Raw genomic sequence first — 24,657 nt, 5'->3', positions numbered from 1 at the left:
GCGAGGACCGCCTGGGCGCCATCCGGCAGCCGTCCCCCTCCGCCGGCGCGGGGGCGGCGCTGCCCCTCCGCGGCCCGCCCGGGGTGGTTTCGGGCCGTTCTCCTCCGGCCGTGGCGGCGGGGTTGAGCCAGTGCCGGACGACGGGGTGCGCGGAGTCCGGGTGCGCCGGAGGGCCGGGCGGCGCGGCGTTCTCCGAAGTGGGCCGGGGTTGTTCCGGCTGCTGATGCCGCGTGCGGGGGAGTGGTGCGCCTCGGTGCTGTGCCGGGCGCCGGTGCCGGAATGGGTTCCGGTCACCGACCGGGGGCGGATCTCTCTCCGTGTGGTGGGGGTATGCGCCATTCCGCCTTCTCGCGGGATTTTTGGCTGTCTGTTCGATTTTCGGTGAGAGTCGGGGTGTGGTCGACTGTGCCGCAATCGACATGACCGCTCCTTCACCCGCCTGCCCGGGACGCGTTCGCTCTGCCCTGCCCCGGCCGGCGGTTGCTCTCTCCTGCCCAGCCCCCTGCTCCACCCGTTTCCCCCACCCGCGTTCCCCCGCGCACGAGGTGGGGCCGCTCCGAGGACGGATGGCCCATGACCACGGCTGACCCGAGTCTGCAGAAGGCCTACAACGACCGCCGCTACACCCACACCACGATGGTGCGCCACCAGGGAACGGCCCTCGCCTTCGCCCTGGACGAGCAGCGCCGCATCGTCTACACGGTGCTCGACCTCTCCGTCCACGACGACGCCAAGGGGGAACTCGACGCCGCTTACTGGTCCGAGAACCCGGTCGAGCTGCCCTTCCCGCGCGAGATCGTCAAAGTGGGCTACGCGGTGGCGGGCGCGACCGCCCTGCCCGTGGTCAAACGGGGCGGGCGGAGCGAGGCGGGCGCGGACGAACTGCTCGCCGACGACGAGACCGACCCCTTTCTCTCCTCGACCGCCCGGCTGACCGCGCCCGCCGTGCCGTTCCAGGTCCTGTCGGACGGCACCCATGTGGTGGTGCTCCGGCAGGCGGTCGACGGCGGACACGCGGACGCCGTCCACCTCCTCACCGGGGGCGGCAGCTCCGGCAGCGCCTCCCGTACCGACTATGTGAAGGACACCGCCGGGACCAAGGTGCCGGTGGCCGCAGCTACGCTGCTCTGCGACCGCTTCCTCCTCGTCGGCGGCGCCCTCAAACCGGTCAGCGAGGTCCGCTTCCGGCGCAGCCGTCACAAGACCAGTCCGGATTCGGTCAAGGACAGCCTCGGCGCCACCGACATGGACGGCAGGCCGTTCCTCGAACCCACCCAGGAGCTGGCGTTCATCCGGAACCTGACCGGGGGCCGCTTCACCGCCGTCCTCACCCCGACCGCCGTACAGGGCCGGCAGCGATGGCAGTTCTTCGCCCACAACTCCACCACCAAACGGATCGACTCGTTCAGTGTGGAGCAGGGCACCGAGGGCCTGTTCAACACCCAGGGCACCCGCTACTGGACCAGCCCCGACCCCCAGTACCGGACATCGGTCTACGAACGGGCCCCGGGCTTCTGCCCCTTCACCGGCCGGCCGCTGGTCCCCGTCCTGCCGGAGGCCCTGCACGCGGAGAGCGCGGTCAGCTTCCCCGATGCCACCGGCAACAACTGGATCGACTGCGGCCGGCCCGCCCTGGGCCTCGGCTCGGGCCCGTACACCATCGAGGCGTGGGTCAAGCCGGGCAGCCGCAGCGGCTCGGTGGTGTCCCAGGCGGACTACTCGTTCCAGAGCGGCTTCCGGCTGAAGGTCTACACCGATCAGACCGGCCCGTACGCCAATCCCACCGACGACCGCCACCTGGAACTCACCCACCCCAACGGCAGTGTGTGGGTCTACAACGTCCTGAAGACCGGGGTGTACGCCCATATCGCGGCCTCCTACGACGGAACCACCGCCTCCCTGTACGTCAACGGGTCACTGGTGAAACAGGGCACCCTGCCCAGGACATCGAGCAGCACCGCGAGCCTCTGCATCAACGCCGCATCCGCCGTCGGCGGCACCTACTCCGGCGTCATCGACGAGGTACGGATCTGGAACCGGGCCCGGACCCAGAGCGAGCTGGCGGAGGAGCTGTCCTACCGGCTGATCGGCAACGAACCGGGGCTGGTGGCCTACTACCGTCTCGACGAGGCGACCGGCAGCACGGCGTACGACCAGAGCGACACCGGCGCCCACGGCACCCTCACCGGAAGCTGCTCCTGGGTCGCCTCCGAGGCGCCCATCGGGGACCACCCCGGGGTGCGCCGGGACAGCTTCACCCTGAGCGGGCGCGATGTCGTCACCGGACTGACCGCCACCGTCTACTACCAGCAGGAGAACCTGGCCTCCGGCCACAGCGGCACCGTCCAGCCCGCCAAGCGGCAGGCCCGCGTACTCCTGGCCTGCGGCACCCGGCCCACGGGCACCGCCACGGGCGACCCCGCCGCCGCCACCGTCGACTTCGGCGTCGGCCTGGACGGACGGCTCTCCCAGATCCCCGATGTGGTCACCCTCACCGCCCTCCCCCAACCGCCGCCGTCCTCCACCACCGCCGACACCCTCAACCAGCGCATCACCACCCTCCAGAACGAGACCGCCCAGCTGGGCACCGACATCACCGGACTGCGGAACCAGCGGAGCGCCCTCGGGCCCGACCGCGCCCTCCCCTCCGATCCCTGGGTCACCGACATCCTGCGGCGGAAGGTCGGCCTGGACGTCTCCGCCGGGGGCCAGATCAGGGTCCTCGGCACCGACGGCAGCACCACCGACGGCGCACCGGTCACCCTGCTCAACCGGATGTACAACTGGCAGCTGCTGCCGCTCCCCAGCAGCTCCGCCTGGGACGTCCGGGTGGCCATCGTCGACCTGGAGGCCGGCGGCTACCGGGTCGTGGAGACCGAGAACGGCGGCACCACCGCCGGGACCCGCCTCGTGCTGAGGCGGCGCTCCTTCGCCCAGCCGCTGCCGGACTCGGCCCAGTGGGTTCTCAGCAGCTCGTACGACACGACCCGCTACCGCCAGACACTCAAGCACGTGGCGAGCGGGAAGTACCTGAGCGGGAACACCATCCAGGAACAGAGCCAGGCATCGCAGATCAGCATCCAGTCCCTGCTCGCCTACGCGCCCGATGTGCTCAACCACGAGAAGCGGCAGCAGGAGGCGACACTCGACAACTCCATCGCGGACAAGGAGAATCTGCGCACCGTCAAGGGCCTGGAGCTGGACGCCGCCCGCGATGAACTGGCCCGGCTCACCGGCGGGGCGCAGGGCGCCGCCGACACCACGCTCGCCGTGCCGCTGATCGGCACCGACGCCGCCGGTCTCAGCACCTCCGGAGCCCTGCTGACCTTCGCCAAGGCCGACACCACCCCGTTCCTGCTGGACAGCGCCACCGGCCGGGTCGCCCTCTACTACCGGGCCAGTGGTGACGGCCAGTTCTCCGCCGCCTATCTGGACACCGCCACCGTACGCTCCACCCAGCGGCTCTCCGGGACCGACGGAACGATCCTCTTCACCGCCCGCGACCCCGGCGTCGACATCGGCAAGGACACCACGATCACCGTCACGGCCGGAGCCGCGACCACCCTGTGCACGCTGACCATCACCCGGGCCACCGAGACCGAGACCTTCCAGAACGTTCCGCGCCGCGCCCGGGACCTGGCCGGAGTGATCAACGGCCTTCCGGACGAACCGGTCAGGATCGGCACCGTCGCCAGTGCGGCGGGCCGCACCCTCACCCTCGCCGCCGGAAGCCCCCTCGAACTCACCGACGCCACCTTCCTCCAGATCTCCGGCCGCCGCTACCGCGTCACCTCCGCCGTGCAGAGCGGCGCCACCGCCGTGACCGTCGCCTCCGATCTCGCGACCGGTCTGACCAACGCCGTGGTCTCCCTGGTGCGCTACGACACCGCCCAGGCCACCGCGTCCCGCGCGGGGGCCTCCCTCGCACGGGGCTCCCGCTGGATCGCCGTCGGCGCGGAGAGCGCCGACACCCTGATCCCCAACGGCACCGCCACCGGAGCCACCCCCGGCCACGGCACCCGCTGGCGCGGCGACTCACCCGGCCGGGCCCTCTCCTTCGACGGCACCACCCAGCGGCTCTCCCTGCCCACGGCCCAACTGCCCCAGCTCGCCGCCCCCGCCGGCGATCTCACCGTGGAGGCCTGGGCCAAACCCGACCCCGTCACCACCACCCCGACCCGCCAGCGGCTCGTCCAACTGGAGTCCGGCGACACCAAGACCTCCCTGATGCTGCTCCCCGCCGCCCGCGCCATGGCGCTGAACGGCATCAGCGCCATGCAGATCAACAACGCGAGTCCCACGGGCACGGACTTCACCATCGAGTGCTGGCTCAAGCGCTCCGCCAACCGCAACAGCACGGACACCATCGTCGCCTGCGGCACCAACGGACTCACCATGGGCTTCACCGCGAGCGGCGCCTTCAGCTTCGGCTTCGGCACCGGCAGCTCCGTGGAGACGCTCACCACCACGACCACCTGGAGCGACACCGACTGGCACCACTGGGCGGTCACCTTCAACCGCACCACCAAGGCGCAGGTCATCCACCGGGACGGTGCCGAGGTCGCCCGCCGCACCGCCGCCACCCTGCCCGGGAACGCCACCTTCATCATCGTCGGCCGCACGGACACCGGCACCACCGTGTTCTTCAACGGACACCTCGCCGAACTGCGGACCTGGAACACCGCCCGCTCCGACGCCGAGATCACCGCCCTCAGGGACCGGCCCGTCACCGGCGACGAAGCCGGACTGACCGGCGCGTGGAGCTACCAGAAGAGCACCTCGTACAGCGACGGGGGCCTGCTCTTCACCGACCGCTCCACCGCCGTGCGCCACGGCGGGGTCTGGGGCAACGCCGACAACGCCGAATCCCCCCTCGGCTACCAGGTCATCGCCAAGGTCGCCGACCAGATCCGGATCAGTGACCGGACCTGCCCGATCGGGGAATGGTCCCATCTGGCCGCCGTGTACGAGCAGTCCTGGGGGCTCCGTCTCGACGGCTCCTCCTGGGCGGAGACCCAGGACGCCGACCAGCTCGACCTCACCGAGGACCTGACCATCGAGGTCTTCGCCACGATCGACGCGGTCGGCACCCGGCAGGGCCTTGTCTCCAAGGGGCAGCTCGGCGACAGCGCGGGCAGCGTCCCCTACCAGTTCTCCGTACTCCCCGGCGGACGGCTGGAGTTCGCCTTCGAGGAGCCCGGCCCTTCGGTCCGGCGCTACACCTCCAGCACAGCGATCACCCAGGGTTTCCACCGGCTCGCCGTGGTCCGCCGCGGCGGGAAGTCCATGGAGCAGATCAAGGGAAACAAGGAGTTCACCTACAAGGACGCGGACGGCAAGGAGAAGACCCAGACGGTGGAGGTGATTGACCGGGTCGACACCAAGACCTGGGACGACATCGTCTTCGTCGCCGACGGCCAGGAGATCGGCACCGGCCGCTACACCGGCCCCGGCCCGCGCGGCAACGACGGGTCGCTGGAGATCGGCCGCGCCCGGACCACTTCCGCCGTCCACCCGCTGACCGGCACCCTCGGCGAGGTCCGCATCTGGAGCAGGGCCCGCGACACCGCCCAGATCGGCACCCCGCTCCAGCCCCGTGACGAAGGACTGGTGTCCCGCTGGTCCTTCGAGGAGAACGAGGGCAGCACCACCCAGGACCCGGCCGGCGGCCACACCCTCCGCCTGCGCGGCGCCCGCTGGACCACCGACCCCGACCCGGCCGCCAGCACCTTCCGGATCTACCGCAACGGCCAGCCCCTCCCGTCCACCGCCGTCAACACCGTCACCCTCCGCGGCTGGAGCGGCGGTCAGCTCACCCTCGGGGCCATCAACACCGGCGGCACCACCCACGCCGACTTCTTCCGGGGCACCCTGGAGGAGGTACGGATCTGGCAGACCGCCCGTACCCGGGAACAGCTCCTCGACAACCTCTTCACCCGTCTCAAGGGCGACAAGAAGGACCTCCTCGGCTACTGGCCCTTCGACAGCGCCTCCACCACCACCAGCGCCGCCACCGTCGCCGACCACTCCCTGCGCGGCAACAACCTCGACCTGGGAACCGGCAACAGCCGCCCCACCGTCGTCCAGTCCACCGCACCCGTCTCCACCGACACCGCCGCCGTCCGCTCGGCCCTCGCCACCGTCGCCACCCCCTTCCACCGCACGATCTCCGCACCCCCCGCCGCCGCCGAGTACGCCGACCTCCAGTACACGGCCGCCGGTGAGGCGTTCGGCGTCCTCAAGCGCTGCTACAGCCACATCAAGGACAGCGCCTGGAACCTCACCACCGGCTACAAGGTCGGCGACCTGGTCAGCGAATGGGTCAGCCAGATCCAGTTCGACCCCCAGCTCATCGGCTATATCGAGGGCGCGCCCCCCGTCCCCTCCGAGAACCTCACCAGCACGACCACCACCACCGAACCCGCCGGCTGCTCCAGTGTCACCTTCCAGCAGGCGGACACCGTCACCTCCACCCTCTCCTCCGACCGCGAGCGGAGCGTCAACGCCTCCTTCAACCTCGCCGCGGGCGCCGAGATCGACGAGAACATCCTGATGATCACCGCCCCTCTCGGCATCGGCACCGCCCAGCCACTCGCCTCCGTCGCCCTCCGCGCCCGGATCGGCGGCGGTATGGAGTACGTCAACACCTGGACCGACGAGACCTCCGTCTCCCAGGGCACCACCACCGACTACGCCACCACGGCCACCCTCACCGGACACTGGGAGGACAGGTCGGCGCCCCTCAACAGCGCCATCGGCCAGCGCTATGTCCCCGCCAACCAGGGGTACGCCCTCGTTCAGTCCGAGACCGCCGACGTCTACGCCCTGCGGCTCGCCCACTCGGGAACCCTGGTGGCCTACCGGATCACCCCCAACCCGGACATCCCCCGGGACTGGAACATCATCACCTTCCCCATCAACCCCCAGTACACCAAGCAGGGCACCCTGGACGGCGCGGTCGGCTTCAACGACCAGGGGAAGGTCCTCGACCCCTCCTACCCCAACGCCTCCCAGCGCGGCGACTACAGCTACTTCAAGCCCCGCGAGGCCTATGCCCTCAAGCGCCGCATCCTGCGCGAGCGCCAGCATCTGGAGGCGTACTACAACGCCGTCTCCACCGAGACACATGACTCCGACCCGACGCGGGAACTCGCGGCACGGGTCCTGGGCTCCGTGATCGGCGCCTCACCGAGCACACCGGCGAAGAACGCTGCCACCCGCTCCCAGGACGCCTTCGCCAACCGCAACATCGCCAACACCTACGTCTGGACGGCGGACGGCGGATTCTTCGCCGAGACCACGAGCACGGTCGATGTCGTCACCGAGACCACCGGCGGCTCCTACAGCGTCTCCGGCTCGGTCACCACATCCCTGGAGATCGACTTCGAGATCGCGGGCATCGGGGTCGGCCTCCAGTTCGACGCCTCCATCGGGGGCGGTATGACCGTCACCCGCCACCGCTCCCGGGAGGCCACCCGCTCCCACAGCCTCAGCGTGGTGTGCAGCCCCACCAACGACCTCCAGAAGTACGGCCAGGACGGCAAACCGGTGTATCTGAACGGCAAGCCCGTCCTCGCCCCCGGCAAGGTCGACGCCTATCGCTTCATGACCTTCTACCTCGGTGAGGACACCTCCCACTTCGACGACTTCTACAACAAGGTCGCCGACCCGGTCTGGCTCGCCAACAGCAACGAGGCGAACGCCGCGGCCCTGCGCCAGGCCCGCCAGAGCGACCACAAGCCGCCCTGCTGGCGCGTCCTCCACCGGGTCACCTACATCTCCCGCATCCTGCCTCCGATTCCCCCGCCCAGCGCACCGCCGCTGGAGAAGGCGATGAAGGACCTGGACATCGCCAGCAACTACGAACTGATCCGCCGTCTCGACCCGTATGTCCGCTCCTCCACGACGAGCGGCCATGAGCTGGCCACGGCCACCCGCGCGGCCCTCACCACCTATCTCCCCCAGCTCCTGCCGCACACGGCGGCCGTCATCGCCTTCCTCACCGACTACTACGGCATCACCGACTGAACCGGCTGAACCGGAGCGGTCTCCGGGGGAAGATCTGCTCTTCCCCCGGAGCCCGTGCCCGTGCCCGTGCCCGTGCAGCCGGAACGGTCGCCGGAGGCGGGGCGGTCAGAGGCCCATGTCCTTGGCGATGATCGTCTTCATCACCTCACTGGTGCCGCCGTAGATGCGGTTGACGCGGATGTCGGCGTACATCCGGGCGATGGGGTACTCCAGCATGTAGCCGTAGCCGCCGTGGAGCTGGAGGCACTGGTCGATGACCCGGCCCGCGCTCTCGGTGCCGTGGAGTTTGACACGGGCCGCGTCGGCGGGGGTGAGGTCACCCGACTCCTCCAGCTCCATGGCCCGGTCGCAGAGCGCCTGTGCCGCGGTCACCTCGGTCTCGCACTCGGCGAGCACGAACTTGGTGTTCTGGAAGGAGGCGACGGGACGGTCGAAGACCGTGCGCCGAAGAACGTACTCCAGTGGGTGGTGAGCGCCCCGCGCCGCATCTGCTCGAAGCCGACCGCGAGCGCGCACTCCACCGCCCCGGACTCCACCGCCTGACGGGCCAGCCACAGGGCGGACGAACCCGTCGCGCAGTTGTTGTTCACATTGACGACCGGCACTCCGGTCATACCGACGCGGTAGAGCGCGGCCTGGCCGCTGGTCGAGTCGCCGTACACATAGCCGGCGTACACCTGCTGGACCCGGTCGTAGGCAATCCCTGCGTCCTCCAGCGCCGCGCGGATCGCATGGGCGCCCATCACGTCGTAAGGGTCACTGTGACCCGGTTTGGTGAACGGGATCATCCCGGCACCAGCCACGAGGACTCGGCGATTCATCGCACCTCCAGGGCGGGTTGAGTGATGTGAATGCAAGTTCAGTTTTTTCGTAGACTTCCTTGTTGTCAAGGGGTGAAGGAGAAGCAACCATGCGATGGGGTATTTGAAATTGAGCGTTGGTGGCCGGGCGGTCGCCGGTGCGGTGGCCGTGCTCGGCAGCCCGCGGAACGAGATCCGCCGGGTGGCCTGTATCTTGGGCCGGTGGCTGGTTCGGTGGGGGACATGGGAGACGCGAAGGGCCGGCGCATCCGCGGTCTGGACGCCGGGGAGCGGCGCGCGAGACGCCGTGAGGATCTGCTGGACGCGGCGCTGGAGCTGTTCTCCGTCCAGGGCTACCAGGACACCTCGATCGAGCAGGTCTGCAAGCAGGCGTACGTCGGGACCAAGAGCTTCTACGAGGTCTTCACCGGCAAGGAGGCCCTGTATCTGGCGCTGCTCGACCGCATCGTGGTCGATGTGACGGGCCGGCTCACCTCGGCGCTCGACGCACGGGACGCGCCGGGTGGCGGCCGGGACGAGAGCGAGGCCGCGCGGGCTCTGATCCGGCACTTCGCGGACGCCTTCGTGGACGATGTGCGAGTGGCGCGGGTGACGTTCGGCGAGGGCCGGGCCGTGACACCGCTGGCGGAGGCGCACCGGCGCGCCAACCGCCGCTGGGCCGCCTCCTTCGTCGAGACGGCCTGGCGGCGGCTGGGCGTCGAGGCGGGTCCGCACGGACACACCGTGGCCATGGGGCTGATCGGTGGCCTGTTCGACATCATCGCCGACTGGCTGGTGGACACCGGCACCGCGCCGCCCGCCGACCGGGCGTCCCTCCAGGAGGGTCTCGACCGCTTCTACACCGTGGTCAGCTCCGGACTCCACCGCTCCTGACGTCCCGTCACGCCCGTCGCGCGCCGCGGGAAACCCTTCCGGGGCCGGTCGGCGCACGCCCCTGTTCTTTTTGGAAACGATGCCTTGTTCCCAGCAAGAGGGCGTGCTCTACTTCCGGGTAACCTTCCACGAACAAGGAGTTGCCCGATGGCCAGGCTCCGCACGTTCCTGGCAGCCCTCGTGCTGTCCGTACTCGCCTCGACCACGCTGACCACGGCGGCCTCCGCCGACGCGCCGCCCCGGTCGGGGTGGAACAACTGGTCCTGCCGTCCCAGCGCCGCCCATCCCGAGCCGGTGGTCCTCGTCCACGGGCTCGGCGGCAACAGCTGGGACAACTTCGCGACCCTCGCACCCACCCTCCGCTCGGCCGGCTACTGCGTCTTCTCCGAGACCTACGGGAAGACCGTGCTGGGCGGGCTGGCCGGCGGGCTCGCCCCGATGGCCGAGAGCGCCGCCGAGGTGGGCGGGTTCGTCGATCGTGTGCGCGCCGCGACGGGGTCGGCGAAGGTCGACATCGTCGGCCACTCCGAGGGGACCACCGTCCCGGCCTACTACATCAAGTACCTGGGCGGGGCCGCGAAGGTCGACGACTTCATCGGCTTCGGCTCCAACTTCCGCGGCACCACGCTCCAGGGCCTGACGAACCTGGCCGCCGCCCTGAAGCTCCAGGGGCTGCTGACCGGCGTCGGCTGCGGGGCCTGTACGGACTATCTGCCCGGCTCCGCCTTCCTCGCCAAGCTCAACGACGGCCCCGTCGCCGTGCCCGGGCCGGAGTACACCACCATCGTCAGCCGCTACGACAGTGTCGTCACGCCGTACACCAGCGGCCTGCTCACCGGGGACAACGTCACCAACATCGTCCTCCAGGACAAGTGCCGTCCGGACTCCGCCGGCCACCTCGGCATGGCCATCGACCCCAACGTCGCCCAGCTCGTGCTCAACCGGCTCGACCCCGAGCACTCCAGGCCGTTCCGCTGCCTCCCCTTCACCACCATCGGCATCTGACACACCGTGAGACCTCTGTGGGGGCGGCCCGTGCCGCCCCCGCCGTGCTGTCCGGACGCCGTTCCCCCGGGTGTCCGCCGGAGCGCCAACTGGACGCCGAAGCAGCGGATGTGAGCTGCCGTCAGATCTCGCTGGTCGAGGCGCGCACAACGAGCTGGGGAGGGAACCGCTCGACCCGCTCGGTCCGTTCCCCGCCGGGGGCCTGAAGCAGCGTCAGGCCGCGTTCGGCCATGGCGGAGAGCGGGTGGCGGATGGACGTTATCGGCGGGTCGAGGAGCTTGAGCATCTCGGTGTCGTCGAATCCGGTGACGGCGATCTGCCGGGGCACGGCGACCGATGAGCGGTGCAGTGTGCTCACCAGTCCCACCGCCAGGACATCCGCTCCGCAGACGACGGCGTCGATCCGGTCGCGCTGTTCGATGATGCGGCGCGCCGCCGTCCGCCCGGCGTCGGTGGTGAAATCGGGCAGCAGGATGGTGGTGGCGCCGGGTCCCCGCGCCCGGGTGAAGGCCGCCAGCCGTTCCGCGCCCGAGGAGGAGGTCTGGTCGGCGACCAGGGCGATCCGGTGCCGCCCGATGTCCTTCAGATGATCCACGAGAAGCCCGACCGCCGACACGTTGTCGAGCGTGACGGCGACCGTGCCCGACCCCTTGGCCCACCGGTCGAAGAGGACGACGGGACGGCGCTTGGCGGCCTCCCTGATGGCCGGTCCGGACGCGCCGGCGGAGACGGGGACGACGAAGAGACCGTCCACCCGGCCCCCGAGCAGGGTGTCGATCTGCTCGGCCTCGATCGCGGTGTCGTTCGCCGCGTCGGAGACCACGAGCGCACCGCCGACGGCGCGCACATGACGGGCGATGGCATCGGCGAGCTGGACGAAGTAGGGGTTGGCGAGCGTGGGGACGATGACGCCGATGGTGCCCGTCGCGCCGGTGCGCAGTGCCCGGGCCGAGTGGTTGGGCTGGTAGCCGAGCCGGTCCGCCGCCTCCTCGACACGGCGCGCGAGGTCGGGATCGACATTGCGCTGGGTGCCGGCGAGAACGCGTGATGCCGTCGCGCGGGAGACGCCGGCGGACTTGGCCACGTCGATGAGTCGGGGCGCTGTCACGGAGGTGTCCTTCTCGGTCGGGGGGCGGGGTGCGCCACGGTGTCGGGCGACCGGGCAGCACGAGGCTACTTGACGGCACGGGTGCGCTGGTACAGCATGTCGGAAATCGATCTCCCGAGGAGTTCGCATGTCGCTCACCAGAGTCGCCGGTTCCGTGAACCGCGACGTCGCCCTGACCGCCGGGGACCTGTCGCGACCTGTCGAGACCGCGTTCGCCCGGCACGTCGCGCCGTTCGGGCACACCGCCCCGAGCGGCCGGCCGCCGGCGTCGCCCCCGCTGAGTTCGTCCCCTTTATCCGGTTCCGGCCGGCTCCACCGCCGATGATGTGACGGTCCGCCGGAACGCGCCGCGCTCCCGCGCCGGACCGTCGTGACGGCGCCCGGGGCGGACGGGCCGTCCTGAACGAGGCGCACGCCCACCGCACCCACGCCCACCCCGGCGCCATCGCTGGACACCGTCGCTACCGTGGATGGCGACGGCCCCCTTCCGCGGTGTTCCCGCCGGCCCGACCGGACACGGCACCGGCCCCCGGGCCGCGGCCGGCGGACCGCCGCGCGGCACACGGCCCGGCCCGGCGTACCGCGAACACCCCTGCCCCGGACACCTCGCGAGTCCACCACCAGCACAACGGAGAACCACCCATGAGAAACCTCAGGATCGGCGTGTTCGAGAACGCGCAGACCAACGCGAGCGGTACGGCCACCTGGCGCCACCCCGACAGCCGGCGGCACCTCTTCGACACCCTTGAGTACTGGCGCGAGCTCGCCGCTGTCTGCGAGGACGCCAAACTGGACTTCCTGTTCCTCGCCGACGCCTGGGGCTGGTCCGAGATCGACGGCACGCGCCCGCCCATCGCCACGGAGGAGACCCTCGACCTCCCGCGTCTCGACCCGATAGTCGTGGCGTCCGCGCTGCTCTCCACGACGACCGACCTGGGTCTCGTGATGACGGGCTCGGCCCTGGTGGAACCCCCGTACGCCTTCGCGCGCCGCATGGCCACGCTCGACCAGCTCTCCGGTGGCCGCATCGGCTGGAACATCGTGACGACCGGCACCGCCGACACCGCCGTCAAGGCGTTCGGCATGGAGATGGTGGACCACGACGACCGCTACCGGATGGCCGAGGACTTCCTCGATCTCGTCTACAAGTACTGGGAAGGGGCCTGGGAGCCGGACGCGCTGGAGAAGGACAAGGGCGGACGGTTCGCGGACCCCGCCAAGGTGCACCTCGTGACGCACAAGGGCCCGTTCTTCCGCTCGCAGGGGTACGGCAACACCGCGCGCTCCCCGCAGGGCACGCCCGTGCTGTTCCAGGCCGGGGCATCGCCCGCGGGCCGCCGGGTCGGCGGCCGGCACGGCGAGTGCATGTTCGTCGGGAGCGGCTCGGTCGAGCAGCTCGCCGGGCACACCGCCTCCATCCGCCAGGAGGCGGTCAAGGCGGGCCGCCGGGCCGACGACGTGAAGGTGATGTCCGCGTTCTCCTGTGTCGTGGGTGCGACGACATCCGACGCGGAGCGGCGCTACCGGCAGATCCTGGACGCGCAGCGCTCCGAGGTGACCGTCGCCAGCTACGCGATGTTCACCGGCCTCGACCTCTCGTCCTACGCGCCCGAGACCCCCATGACCGCTCTCTCCACCGAGCTGTCGCAGACCCAGGTGGCCCGCTTCGCCGGGCGGACGGTCGGCGATGTCCTCGCGGACTGGCACACCCACGGCGTCGGAGCGCGCCCGGTCGTCGGCACGGCCGAGGAGATCGCCGACGAGATCTGCGCGCTCGCCGAGGGCGCCGACCTCGACGGCTTCCTGCTCTCCCCGACCGTCCAGCCCGTGTCGACGACGGACTTCGTCGAGTCGGTCCTGCCGATCCTGCGGGCGCGCGGAGTCTTCCGCGGGGAGTACACGCGGGGCGAGAGCCTGCGCGAGCGCCTCACCGGGGCATCCGACCGCGCACTGCCGGCCAGCCACCCCGCAGCGCAGTACCGGCACTGAGAACAGAACAGAACGCGCGACGAGAGGATGTCGAAGACCATGGCCACCGCTGCCCACAACCCGCAGGGGGCGTCCGCGCCGGCGGAACTGGACGCGGCGACGCTGCGACGGGCGTTCGGGGCCTACCCGACCGGTGTCGTCGCGATCAGCGCGCTGCGCGGGAACGAACCGGTCGGGTTCGCGGCGAGTTCGTTCGTCTCGATCTCGCTCCAACCGCCCATGGCCGCGGTCAGCGTGGCCCGCACCTCGACCACCTGGCCCCGGCTCGCCGGGGCACCCGTCCTGGGGCTGAGTGTGCTCAGCCGGGGCCAGGGCGGGCTCTGCCGGCGGCTGGCGTCCCGGGAGGTCAACCGCTTCGACGGCGTCGCGTGGCAGGCGACGCCCGAGGGCGCGGTCGTCATCGAGGACGCCGCGCTCTGGCTGACGGCCCGGGTGAGCGCGACCCACGACGGCGGCGACCACGAGATCGTGCTGATGGAGCTGCTGACGGCGGAGCTGTTCTCCGGTGTGGAGCCGCTCGTCTTCCACACCAGCCAGTTCCGCGAGCTCACCCCCCATGGATGAGACCCCGTCGGTCCACGCGCACCTCACGGGTGCGGTGGTGCACGGCGCCGGCCGGGGGCACGGGCTGGGGTTCCCCACCGCGAATGTCGCGGCCGACCCCGGCTCGCGGGTCCCCCCGCCCGCGATCTACAGCGGCTGGGTCGTACGCCACTCGACCGGCATCGTCCACGCGGGGACGGTCAGTATCGGGTCGAACCCGACCTTCTGTGACACGACCGATGTCCATGTCGAGGTGTACTGCCACGACACATCGGATGACTTCTACGGAGAGCGCGTCGGACTCTGGTTCGTGGCGCGCATCCGGGACACGGTGAAGTTCGCATCGCCCGGCGATCTGATCAGCGCCGCCCGGCAGGACGTCGCGCGGTCGGAGGCACATCTCGCCTCCGGCCCCGGGCGCCGCGTCCTCGCCGCGGCGCTCGCCGCGCACCGGAAGACCGTCTCCCGCTGAGGCAGCACTCCGCACGGAATCGGCGCGCACTGCCGGTTCCCGTGCCATGACCGGCCCGGTCCGGTCCCAACCCCCCACTCCCAGCCTTGCTTCGAACGAACAAAGGTGTGAGTAATGAGTGCATTCGCGTGGTTGAACGACCAGTTCAGCCTCTTCGGCTTCCCCGTCTACTGGTCCGACTTCCTCGGCAACATCCTGGCGCTCGCGACGGTCTGGCTGGCGCTGCGAAGATCGCTGGTGGCCTGGCCGGTGCAGATCACCGGATCGGTGCTCCTGCTGATCGCGAGCCTGAACGTCGATCTCGGAGGCAATGCCGCCCGGCAGATTGTGATCATAGCATCGGCCTCATGGGGCTGGGCGACGTGGCGGCGGAGCAGGGAGAAGGAAGGCGCGATCAACGTCCGCTGGGCATCGTGGCGGGTGCGCGGTGTGCTGCTGGTCGCCATGGTGGCCGGGACCTTCGCCTTCGGCGCCCTGCTCAAGACCACCGAGGCGTCGTTCTACCCGGGTGCCCCCTGGTGGATGGTCCTCGCGGACGCCTGGATCTTCGTCGGCTCGATCCTGGCGATGTACACCCAGGCCCGCCGGTACGTGGAGTTCTGGTTCGCCTGGCTCGCCGTCGACCTCGTCGGAGTGCCCCTGGCCATCCACTCCGAGCTCTACTTCTCCGGGATCGTGTACGCCATCTTCTTCGTCATGGTGGTCATCGGGATTCGCGACTGGGCGTCCCGCAGCAAGGACCAGGAGATCGCCTCGCCGCTGGAGCCGGCTGCCGTCCTGGAGGGCCGGAACGACACCCCGCCGGCCACGGGAGCGCAGGCCCCGCGGCCGGGCACGGAGGCGGCGAGCGGACCCGCGGTCGCCGACTGACCGGTGATCCGGGCCTCGTACGGCACCGGCGTCCAGGGCCTCGGCCGGGTCCTGGACGCCATGGGGGCGACCGTCGCGGAGAGTCGCGGAGGGGCCGCCGCTGCCGGGTTCAGCCGCGGGGCCGGGGGAGGATGAGCTTCTCGAAGCCGGAGACCATGCCGTACTCCAGGCGGAGCGCCTCAAGGACCGAGTAGGCGTGGTACTTGGTCATGACATCGGCGCCGGCGAGGCGCTGGGCCCAGGTCTGGCCGTTGTCGGTGACCTTCTCCAGAGTCTTCCGGGTGACGTAGTTGGTCATCTCGTTGAAGTAGTTCTCCCACAGGACCCAGGCGTTGGAGAAGCCGATCCTCTCGATGTACTCGAACTCCTGGCCGTGGTCGAGGGCCTCCTTGGAGAACTCGACGATGTCGTGGGTGTAGTCGCGGGATGCCCTCGCGTCCTCGGGGGTGCCGTAGCGGTTGACATGACCGGAGACGACGCCCTTGAAGTCGTAGCCGAGAATCCAGTCGTGCGCCTCGGCCCAGCCGCGGATGTTCTCGGAGGCGTCGCAGTGCTTGAACGCGCTCCATCCGGGGCTGATGATGTCGATCGCGGCGAGCGCCTTCTGCCGCGGGGCGTAGATGAAGATGTTGCCGGGTGTGTGGTTGACACCGTGGTAGTCGAGATGGAACCGGACGCCGTTGACGTCGAGGGTGTCGCTCTCGGTGATGGTGTCGGTGGGCAGCGGCAGTCCGCGCTCGCCGCCGAGGTCGGGCCAGCGCTGGATCATCTCGCGGGTGTAGTCGTGCGCGATGACCTTGGGCTTGGCGTCGGCGAAGACACCGGCCGCGCCGATGTGGTCGGAGTGCCAGTGGCTGTAGATGAGGTGGGTGACCGGCTCGTCCGTGACCTCCGCGATCGCGCGGTTGAGGTTCTCGCCGAGCAGTGGCGGGGCGTCGACCACGACCACACCGTTGCCGGTGCTGACGAACATGGTGTCGTAGGCGCCGGAGGTCACGTAGTAGGCGCCGTCGTTGATCTCCTCGACGTGGTAGCCCTTGGCGAGCCGCTCCGGCAGGAAGAGCGCGCCGTAGCTGTCGGCGGGTATGGGGCGGTAGTCGGCGAGGGTGTTGAGCGGCATGCCCGCCGCGCCCAGCTGGTGCCGGTCCGTGGGGGTGCCGGGCTTGAGGTGATCGGTCATGGTGCGTGAGTCCTCTGTGCGGGTGGTGGGGGAGAGAGGGCGTGACCGCTCTCCCAGGGGTGGGGGGCACCGCGCGGACGCTGCGCGGGGCCGGCCGCAAGTGAGCCAGATAGTTCGTTCTGCAACGAAGATAAACACGCCTGCGACCGAGGGTCAAGCGAGGCGGCCGGATGGTCTGTGTCATCGATGTCACTCCGGGAATGCCCAGCCCAGTGGTGGTATCGGAGGGATGATGATTCGTTGCTGAATCAACTGGATGCCTGTCTTGCGGAGCTCCGCGCCCTCGTCGGGGTCAGGGGCTTCGGGCGGTGATCGGCCGGCTGGACGCGGCGCACCGCACCCTCCGCCCCCGGCCGGCGGACCCGGGCCGCGCACGGGTCCGCCGCGCCCGCCGCCCCGTCCCCGCGGTGGGCCGCGCGCCCGCCGCCCCGGAGGCCGCGCACCCGTCACCGCCGGCGCCCGTCCCCGGAGCGCGGAAGAGTCGCCGCCCCCCGCTTCGCACCCCCTCTCACCTCGGTGAATCCCGGAGGCGAGGGGGTGGCGGCGCCGGCCGGCGCCCGGAGGCCGGTTCGATTCCGGGGTCCACGGGGTATGGGTAAGTGAGCCATGAGGCCGATGTGGCGGGTGTGGTCACCCCCGCTCGCCGAGGGAGCCACCGCCGGAGGGAGCCACCGCCCCTCCCGCCGGGGCACACCGGCCGGGGCAGCGGAGCGCAGTGGGCCGTACACACGGCGCGGCGGCCGGCAGCCGGCTGCCGCACGAGCGAGGAGGACCCCGCACGGCGGAGCCGCGCGTCACCCCGGTAAGGAGAGTGGCAGCGAGATGAGTGGTATGCAGTTCGGTATCTTCACCGTCGGTGATGTGACACCCGACCCCACCACGGGCCGTGCGCCCACCGAGGCGGAGCGCATCCGGGCCACCGTGACCATCGCCGCCAAGGCGGAGGAGGTCGGTCTGGACGTCTTCGCCACGGGCGAGCACCACAATCCGCCCTTCGTGCCGTCCTCGCCGACGACCCTGCTCGGCTTCATCGCGGCGATGACGGAGCGGATCATCCTCTCGACCTCCACGACGCTGATCACCACCAACGATCCCGTCAAGATCGCCGAGGACTTCAGCGTGCTCCAGCACCTGGCCGACGGACGGACCGATGTGATGCTGGGCAGGGGGAACACCGGACCGGTGTACCCGTGGTTCGGCCAGGACATCCGCAAGGTCATCCCCCTGACCGTCGAGCACTACGGGCTGCTGCGCCGGCTGTGGCGCGAGGAGGTGGTCGACTGGGAGGGCGAGCTGCGCGGCCCGCTCCAGAGCTTCACCCTCGCCCCCCGCCCGCTGGACGGCATTCCGCCCTTCGTCTGGCACGGCTCCATCCGCACCCCGGAGATAGCGGAGCTGGCGGCCTTCCACGGGGACGGATTCTTCGCCAACCACATCTTCTGGCCCGCCTCCCACACCCGCACGATGGTCGAGCTGTACCGGGAGCGCTTCGAGCACTACGGGCACGGCCCGCCCGAGGCCGCCATCGTCGGGCTCGGAGGACAGGTCTTCCTCCGGCCCCGCAGCCAGGACGCGGTCGAGGAGTTCCGGCCCTACTTCGACAACGCGCCCGTCTACGGGCACGGACCGTCGCTGGAGGAGTTCACCTCGCTCACACCGCTGGCGGTGGGCTCGCCCCAGCAGGTGATCGACAAGACCCTGGGCTTCCGCGAGTACGCCGGGGACTACCAGCGTCAGCTCTTCCTCGTGGACCATGCGGGGCTGCCGCTCAAGACGGTGCTGGAACAGCTCGATCTCCTGGGTGAGCAGGTCGTGCCGGTGCTCCGCGAGGAGTTCGCCGTCGGCCGTTCCCCCGCCGCCCCCGACGCCCCCACACACCAGTCGCTGCTGCGGGCGCGCGACGCGGCGGACGGGCCGGGGGGTGCGGCGGACGACGGCACACCGAGAGGGAGCGGCTGAGATGACGGTCAAGATCTCGATCATCACGGGCGGGCTGCGGGAACCCTCCTCGACCCGGCTGCTGGCCGACCGGCTGGAGGCGTCCGTCCGCACGGAACTCACCGCGGCCGGTGCCGCGGTCGAGTCCTCGTTCGTCGAACTGCGCCCGCTGGGACGCGCGATCATCGACGCGATGCTGAGCGGATTCCCCACCGAACCCCTGGAGAAGGCGTACGGCACGGTGGCGGGCGCCGACGGCGTCATCGCGGTCACCCCCGCCTTCAACGCCTCCTTCAGCGGGCTCTTCAAGTCCTTCTTCGACGTCCTGCCGGAGGACACCCTCGCCGACATGCCCGTGCTCATCGGTGCGACCGGCGGCACCGAACGGCACAGCCTCGTCCTGGAGCACGCCCTCCGTCCGCTCTTCTCGTATCTGCACGCCATCGTGTCCCCCCGGGGTGTCTACGCCGCCACCGACGACTTCGGCTCCCGCGACAGCGGCGCGGCCCTGGGCGACCGCGTCAGCCGTGCCGCGGCCGACTACACCCGCCTGGTCCAGGGCTGCGGCCCGCGCGCCCGGCGCGAGTCCCTCACCGACGAGGTCGCCACCATGGAGCAGCTCCTGCGGCGCGGAACGCCGTGACCGGGACCGCCCCGAACCGCTCCCCGCGCCTGTCCCGCATTCCTCCCTTTTCGGTTCCTCCCTCGCATCCCTCTCCTCTCTCCCCGTCGTTCGGAATGTGATCCTCCACCGGGGGCGTCTTCCGTGCTCCCCGGGGAATTCGACGACGCGTGACAAGAGAGGTGCCGCGGTCGCGGGAATACTCCGCACCGCCCTGGGAACCCTGAAGCCTGGCTGCCCCCGCGACGCGGCGACCGCGCGGCGCCGGGCGCCACCGTGCGCGGAACCACCCTCAGGATCAAGGGAGTTGGCCACGGGGCCGGCCCGGAGGCGGGGCCCGGAAGGCGCCACGGGGGGCGGAGGGCCGGCGACTTGACACGTCTCGACGGAGCGGGCCATAGTGATTTCCTTCTGGAAACCATCTGAATTCTCAAGCCATGCTCGAAACGTGTCCGAACCATCGAAACGGAAGGCGGTGGGGTAATGCCGAGCCCGCTGGAGTCTGTGGTCGTGGATATATGGAAAGGAATCGCCGGGAAAGGGGACTTCCCCGCCCCCGCCACCGCCGAGGGGCGGGCCGGCGAGCGGGGAACCCACATCGCCGAGTTCGCGACCACGCTGCGCAGCGTGCTCGACGTCGACATCGGCCCCGAGGAGATCGCCGCCCAGCCCGACTTGGGGGAACTCGCCGCCCGGGTGGAGGAGTTACGCGTCCCGCCGGCCCGCGCCGCCGCACCGCCCGGCCCGGCCGGCCCCCCGTCCCCGGACACCCGGGACGACAGTGCGATTCCGGCCTCGTACGGCCAGACCGGCCTCTGGTACACCGACCAGTCCGTCACCAACTCCGCCATCTACAACTCACCGATCGTGCTGCGCCCCCGCTTCCCGGTCGACACCGGACTCCTGGAACGGGCGCTGCGCCGCACCGTCGCCCGGCACGAGTCACTGCGCACCACCTTCGCCATGGAGGACGGCGCACTCGTCCAGCGGATCTCCGGGGAACCCCGCGCCGACTTCTCCGTCGAGCGGTACACGGATGACGAGGAGTACGACAGGATCGTCCGCCGGGTCATGGACACCCCCTTCGACCTGGCCGAAGGCCCTCTGGTGCGCGTCGTCTGCGCCGTGGACCCTCGGGAGCGCGTCCGGCTGCTGTGCAATGTGCACCACATCGTCTTCGACGCCACATCCGCCGGCATCCTGCTCGACGACTGGTTCACCGGATATCTGCGGCTGCGCGAGGGCCCCGGCGAAGACGACCGCCCCGCACCCGTCCAGTACCGCGAGTTCGTCGACCGGCAGCGCCGCACCGTGGACGAACGCGCCCTGGAAACCCTGCTCCCGTACTGGCAGGAGAAGCTCGCCGGGCCGCTGCCCCTCCTCGATCTCCCCCTCGACAAGCCCCGCCCCGCCGTCCGCACCCACGAGGGCGGCAGCCACCGGTTCATCCTCCCGGCGGAGCTGACGGAGCGGCTGCGACGGCGCGCCGCCGAGGAGGGTGTCACCCTCTACATGCTGATGCTGTCGGCGTACGCGGTCCTGCTGCACAAGTACACCCGGCAGTCCGAGGTCCTCATCGGCAGCCCCGCCTCGCTCCGCGACACCCCGGCGCTGCACGGCGTCATCGGCTACCTCGTCCACACCATCGTCACCCGGCACCGCTTCGAGGACGCCACCGAGCTGCGGGAGCTGCTGCGGTCGGCCAAGGACGACGTCGTCTCGTCCCTGCGGCACAAGCACGCCCCGCTGGACCGGATCATCCGGCGCGTCGAGCCGGAGCGCAGCACCAGCCACCCTCCCGTCTTCCAGACCCTGTTCGTCATGCCGGACGGCGACGGCGGGCTCTTCGACCGCCTCGGTCTGCCCGTGGACACGGAGCCGTACGCCGGCCACAGCGCCAAGTACGACCTCTCCCTGCTCATCGAGGACCGCACCGGTGACGGAGGGCTGAGCGGTGTCGTCGAGTACGACGCGAGCCTGTTCCACCACACCACCGCCGAGGCCGTGGGGCGCCATCTGCGCACCGTGCTCAACCAGTTCGCCGACCGGCCCGGAACCCCGCTCGGCGAGGTCCGGCTGCTGGACGACACGGAGGAGCGCGAGCTGCTCGCCCGCTGCACCCGGCCCCGCGGCGGGCCCGCGCCGCGGCCCGTCATGGACCGCTTCCGGGAGCGGGCCGCGCGCACCCCCGACGCCGTCGCGCTCGTCCACGGCGACCGCACCCTGACCTACCGGGAGCTGGACCGGCGCGCCAACCGGCTGGCCCATGTGCTGCGCTCCCGGGGCATCGCCGCGGGCAGCAGGGTGGGTGTGTTCCTGCGCCGCTCGCCGGAGATGGTGGTGGGACTGCTCGGCATCCTCAAGTCCGGCGCCGCGTATGTGCCGATCGACCCCTCCTACCCGCAGGAGCGCACCGGCTATGTGCTGCGGGACGCGCGGGTCCGGCTCGTGGTCACCGAGACCGCGCTGGCCGGCCGGCTCCCCGCCGGCCCGGAGCTGTTCCCGCTGGACGAGCGGGCCGCCGAGACCGACGCCCGGCCCGCGACCGACCCGGGCACCGTCAAGACCTCCGGCGACGAGTTCTACGTCATCTACACCTCCGGCTCCACCGGCGCCCCCAAGGGTGTCGTGCTGAACGACGCCACCATCGCCGCGCTCGTCGAGTACCAGCTCTCCGTCACGGCGGTGGGCCCCGGCGAACGCACCCTCCAGTACATGAGCCTCTCCTTCGACGTCTCCATCCAGGAGATCCTGGGCACCCTCTGCGGCGGCGGGACGCTGGTGCTGATACCGGAGGAGCTCCAGAAGGACCTGCACCGGCTCGCCGGGTTCATGGCCCGTGAGCGCATCGCCCGTGCCTACTTCCCGTACATCGCGCTCCAGCAGCTCGCCGCCCTGGCGACCGCCGACGGAGTGCGGCTGGAGGCCCTGCGGGAGGTCGTGTCCACCGGCGAACAGCTCGTGGTCTCCCCGCAGATCAGGGAGTTCTTCCGGACCCACCCCGAGGCCCGGCTCTGGAACATGTACGGCCCCTCCGAGACCCATGTGGTCTCCGCCCACCGGCTCCCGGCCGACCCCGGCGGCTGGGCCGAGGCCGCCGCCATCGGCCGCCCGCTCCCCGGCTTCTCGATGCTCGCCCTGGACGGCGCGGGCAATCTGGTGCCGCCCGGTGTCACCGGTGAACTCCACCTCGGGGGCGAACTGATCTCCCCCGGCTACAACGGGCTGCCCGACGAGACCCGCAAGAGGTTCCTCCGGTACGGCCGGACCGCCTCGGGCGCCAGGGCCGGCCGCGCCGACCGCGAGCTGCGGCTCTACCGCACCGGGGACCTCGCCCGGATCGGCGCCGGCGGCGACTTCGAGTACCTCGGCCGGGTGGACAGCCAGGTCAAGATCAGGGGCTACCGCGTCGAACCCTCCGAGATCGAGTCCGCGCTCAACGGTCTGGAGTGCGTGGCCGCGTCCGCCGTCGCCGCCGTGCCCTTCGACGGCGGGGACAAGCGGCTGGTCGCCTTCCTCGCCACAGAGGAGGACACCGACACCGACGGCCTGCGCGCGCTCCTCGGCGAGGTGCTGCCCGACTACATGGTGCCCTCCCACTTCGTCCGGCTGGACCGCATCCCCACCACACCCAGCGGCAAGATCGACCGCAAGGCGCTGCCCGCCCTGTTCGACCCCACGGCCCGGACGGCCTCCGCGCCGCCCCGCACCCCCGTCGAGCGGGAGATCGCCGACCGCTGGGGCGAACTGCTGACGACCGCCTCCATCGGGGCGCACGATGACTTCTTCGCCCTCGGCGGCCACTCCATCCTGGCGACCCGGCTCGTCCACCGGCTCAGGAAGGACTTCGGCGCCGGCATCGGACTGCGCGAACTGCTGGCCCGGCCCACCGTCGCCGGGATGGCCGCCACCGTGGAGGCCCACCGCGCCGCCGGCGGCCGGCGTCCGGCCGGGCCCGCGCCGGGACCCGATCCGCGCGCCGACATCCGGCTGCCCGACACCGTGACCGGCGCCGCGCCGCACCGGCGGATCGCGGACAGCGGAGGACTCACCCGCGAGAGCGGCGACGTCCTGCTGACCGGGGCCACCGGCTTCCTCGGCACCTATCTGCTGCGGGATCTGCTGGAGCGGACCGGCGCCCGGGTGCACTGCCTCGTCCGCGCCCCCGACGCGCGGAGCGCACGGCGCCGGCTCGCCGAGTCCGCGGCGCGCTACCGGCTCGGACACGACCTCGGGGACCCCCGGGTCATACCGGTGCCCGGCGATCTGGCCGCGCCCCGCCTCGGCCTCGACGAGAGGACGCACGAGACGCTCGCCGCCCGCGTCGGAGCCGTCTACCACGCGGCGGCCCACATCAACTTCGTCGCCCCCTACGCCTCCGTGAAGGCGGCCAACGTGGACGGCATGAGGGCCCTGCTGGAACTCTGCACGGCCGGCGGACGCCCGGTGCCGCTCCACTGCGCCTCCACCATCGCCGTCTTCTCCCCGGCCGCCCGCCCGGGCGTCATCACCGAGGAGAGCGTCCCGGAGGACGACCGGCACCTGGGCATCGGCTACACCCAGAGCAAATGGGTCGCCGAACGGCTGGCCCTGCTGGCCCGCGAACGGGGCGTCCCGGTGACCCTCTACCGCATCGGCCGGATCGCCGGGGACAGCGCGACCGGCGCCTGCCAGGCCGATGACTTCCTCTGGCGGCAGATCAAGAGCTTCGTCCAACTGGGCTCGGCACCACCGCCGGAGACGATGACCACCGATCTGCTGCCGGTCGACTTCGTCAGCCGCGCCATGGTGCGGCTCTCCCGCCGCACCGCGCTGCCCGATGAGACCTTCCATCTGTTCCACCCCCGCCCCGTCTCCTTCGACGTCGTGCACACGGCGATCCGGCGCGGCGGCAGGCCGCTGGAGATCCTGCCCGCCGATGAGTGGTTCCGCCGCCTGGAGGAGTCGGCAGCCGCCGGCGGGCAGAACGCTCTCGCCGCCGCGGTGCCCCTCTTCCGCGAGGGAGCGCTGGAGCTGGGCGGGAACACCTACGCCAACGGCGCGACCGTCCGGGCGCTGCGCGCCGTCGGGATGGAGTGCCCGCCCATCGACGCGGCGGCCGTGGCCAGGATGATCGGCTTCTTCCGGGAGACCGGCGAGCTCGACTGAACCCCGCCGCGCGGCCGACGCCGCGCGGCGCCGAGCCGGTACCGCCCCACGGCGGTGTCC

General features: G+C 71.1%; 13 protein-coding genes and 1 pseudogene. 10 read left to right on the top strand and 4 right to left on the bottom strand.

Annotation, left to right across the window (positions count from 1 at the left end; translation table 11 throughout):
* The first annotated feature begins 573 nt into the window (after window positions 1-573).
* Entirely contained in the window at window positions 574-8,028 is a 7,455-nt protein-coding gene (locus ABT122_RS00325) for a LamG domain-containing protein (RefSeq protein ID WP_351542911.1), read from the top strand.
* A 105-nt stretch (window positions 8,029-8,133) separates the two neighbouring features.
* Here the strand turns inward: ABT122_RS00325 and ABT122_RS00320 are convergent.
* Window positions 8,134-8,484 (bottom strand): annotated as a pseudogene (locus ABT122_RS00320) (acyl-CoA dehydrogenase family protein); the annotation flags it as partial.
* A complete protein-coding gene (locus ABT122_RS00315; protein WP_451067112.1) occupies window positions 8,397-8,816 on the bottom strand; it encodes a thiolase family protein in 420 nt (139 codons plus the stop codon). The pseudogene ABT122_RS00320 and the gene ABT122_RS00315, both read right to left, overlap by 88 nt.
* A gap of 255 nt (window positions 8,817-9,071) precedes the next feature.
* Between ABT122_RS00315 and ABT122_RS00310 the strand changes: the two genes are divergently transcribed.
* Both ABT122_RS00310 and ABT122_RS00305 read left to right on the top strand, forming a co-directional pair.
* Window positions 9,072-9,722, top strand: coding sequence for a TetR/AcrR family transcriptional regulator (locus ABT122_RS00310; protein WP_351542908.1), 651 nt, complete (start codon window positions 9,072-9,074; stop codon window positions 9,720-9,722).
* Window positions 9,723-9,869: 147 nt separating this feature from the next.
* Entirely contained in the window at window positions 9,870-10,727 is an 858-nt protein-coding gene (locus ABT122_RS00305) for a lipase family alpha/beta hydrolase (RefSeq protein WP_351542905.1), read from the top strand.
* 121 nt (window positions 10,728-10,848) lie between these two features.
* Here ABT122_RS00305 and ABT122_RS00300 read toward each other — a convergent pair whose 3' ends face one another.
* Window positions 10,849-11,835: a LacI family DNA-binding transcriptional regulator gene (locus tag ABT122_RS00300; RefSeq protein WP_351542902.1), complete on the bottom strand. Its 987-nt coding sequence runs from the start codon at window positions 11,833-11,835 to the stop codon at window positions 10,849-10,851.
* A gap of 642 nt (window positions 11,836-12,477) precedes the next feature.
* Between ABT122_RS00300 and ABT122_RS00295 the strand changes: the two genes are divergently transcribed.
* The 4 genes from ABT122_RS00295 (at window position 12,478) to ABT122_RS00280 (ending at window position 15,709) form a co-directional block, all read left to right on the top strand.
* Window positions 12,478-13,824, top strand: coding sequence for an NtaA/DmoA family FMN-dependent monooxygenase (locus ABT122_RS00295; RefSeq protein WP_351542898.1), 1,347 nt, complete (start codon window positions 12,478-12,480; stop codon window positions 13,822-13,824).
* 39 nt (window positions 13,825-13,863) lie between these two features.
* Window positions 13,864-14,388: a flavin reductase family protein gene (locus ABT122_RS00290; RefSeq protein ID WP_351542895.1), complete on the top strand. Its 525-nt coding sequence runs from the start codon at window positions 13,864-13,866 to the stop codon at window positions 14,386-14,388.
* On the top strand, window positions 14,381-14,839 hold the full coding sequence (locus tag ABT122_RS00285; RefSeq protein ID WP_351542892.1) for a riboflavin kinase: 459 nt from the start codon (window positions 14,381-14,383) through the stop codon (window positions 14,837-14,839). The genes ABT122_RS00290 and ABT122_RS00285 overlap by 8 nt, the downstream gene beginning before the upstream one ends.
* Window positions 14,840-14,953: 114 nt before the next feature.
* Entirely contained in the window at window positions 14,954-15,709 is a 756-nt protein-coding gene (locus ABT122_RS00280) for a nicotinamide mononucleotide transporter family protein (protein WP_351542889.1), read from the top strand.
* 109 nt (window positions 15,710-15,818) lie between these two features.
* Here the strand turns inward: ABT122_RS00280 and ABT122_RS00275 are convergent, their stop codons facing one another.
* Entirely contained in the window at window positions 15,819-16,889 is a 1,071-nt protein-coding gene (locus tag ABT122_RS00275) for an MBL fold metallo-hydrolase (protein WP_351542886.1), read from the bottom strand.
* 831 nt (window positions 16,890-17,720) lie between these two features.
* On the opposite strand from ABT122_RS00275, the gene ABT122_RS00270 reads away from it, so the two are divergent.
* The 3 genes from ABT122_RS00270 to ABT122_RS00260 all read left to right on the top strand — a co-directional run bounded on the left by ABT122_RS00270 (window position 17,721) and on the right by ABT122_RS00260 (window position 24,597).
* The gene (locus ABT122_RS00270) at window positions 17,721-18,848 is read left to right on the top strand and encodes a CE1758 family FMN-dependent luciferase-like monooxygenase (RefSeq protein WP_351543210.1); all 1,128 of its coding nucleotides are present in this window, start codon (window positions 17,721-17,723) and stop codon (window positions 18,846-18,848) included.
* Window position 18,849: 1 nt separating this feature from the next.
* Window positions 18,850-19,470, top strand: coding sequence for a CE1759 family FMN reductase (locus ABT122_RS00265; protein ID WP_351542883.1), 621 nt, complete (start codon window positions 18,850-18,852; stop codon window positions 19,468-19,470).
* A 489-nt stretch (window positions 19,471-19,959) separates the two neighbouring features.
* Entirely contained in the window at window positions 19,960-24,597 is a 4,638-nt protein-coding gene (locus tag ABT122_RS00260) for a non-ribosomal peptide synthetase (RefSeq protein ID WP_351542880.1), read from the top strand.
* Window positions 24,598-24,657 lie beyond the last annotated feature (60 nt).

It is taken from the genome of Streptomyces sp. NPDC001985, from assembly GCF_040296845.1.
Lineage (GTDB): Bacteria > Actinomycetota > Actinomycetes > Streptomycetales > Streptomycetaceae > Streptomyces.
This window is presented reverse-complemented; position numbering and strand designations above follow the sequence as displayed.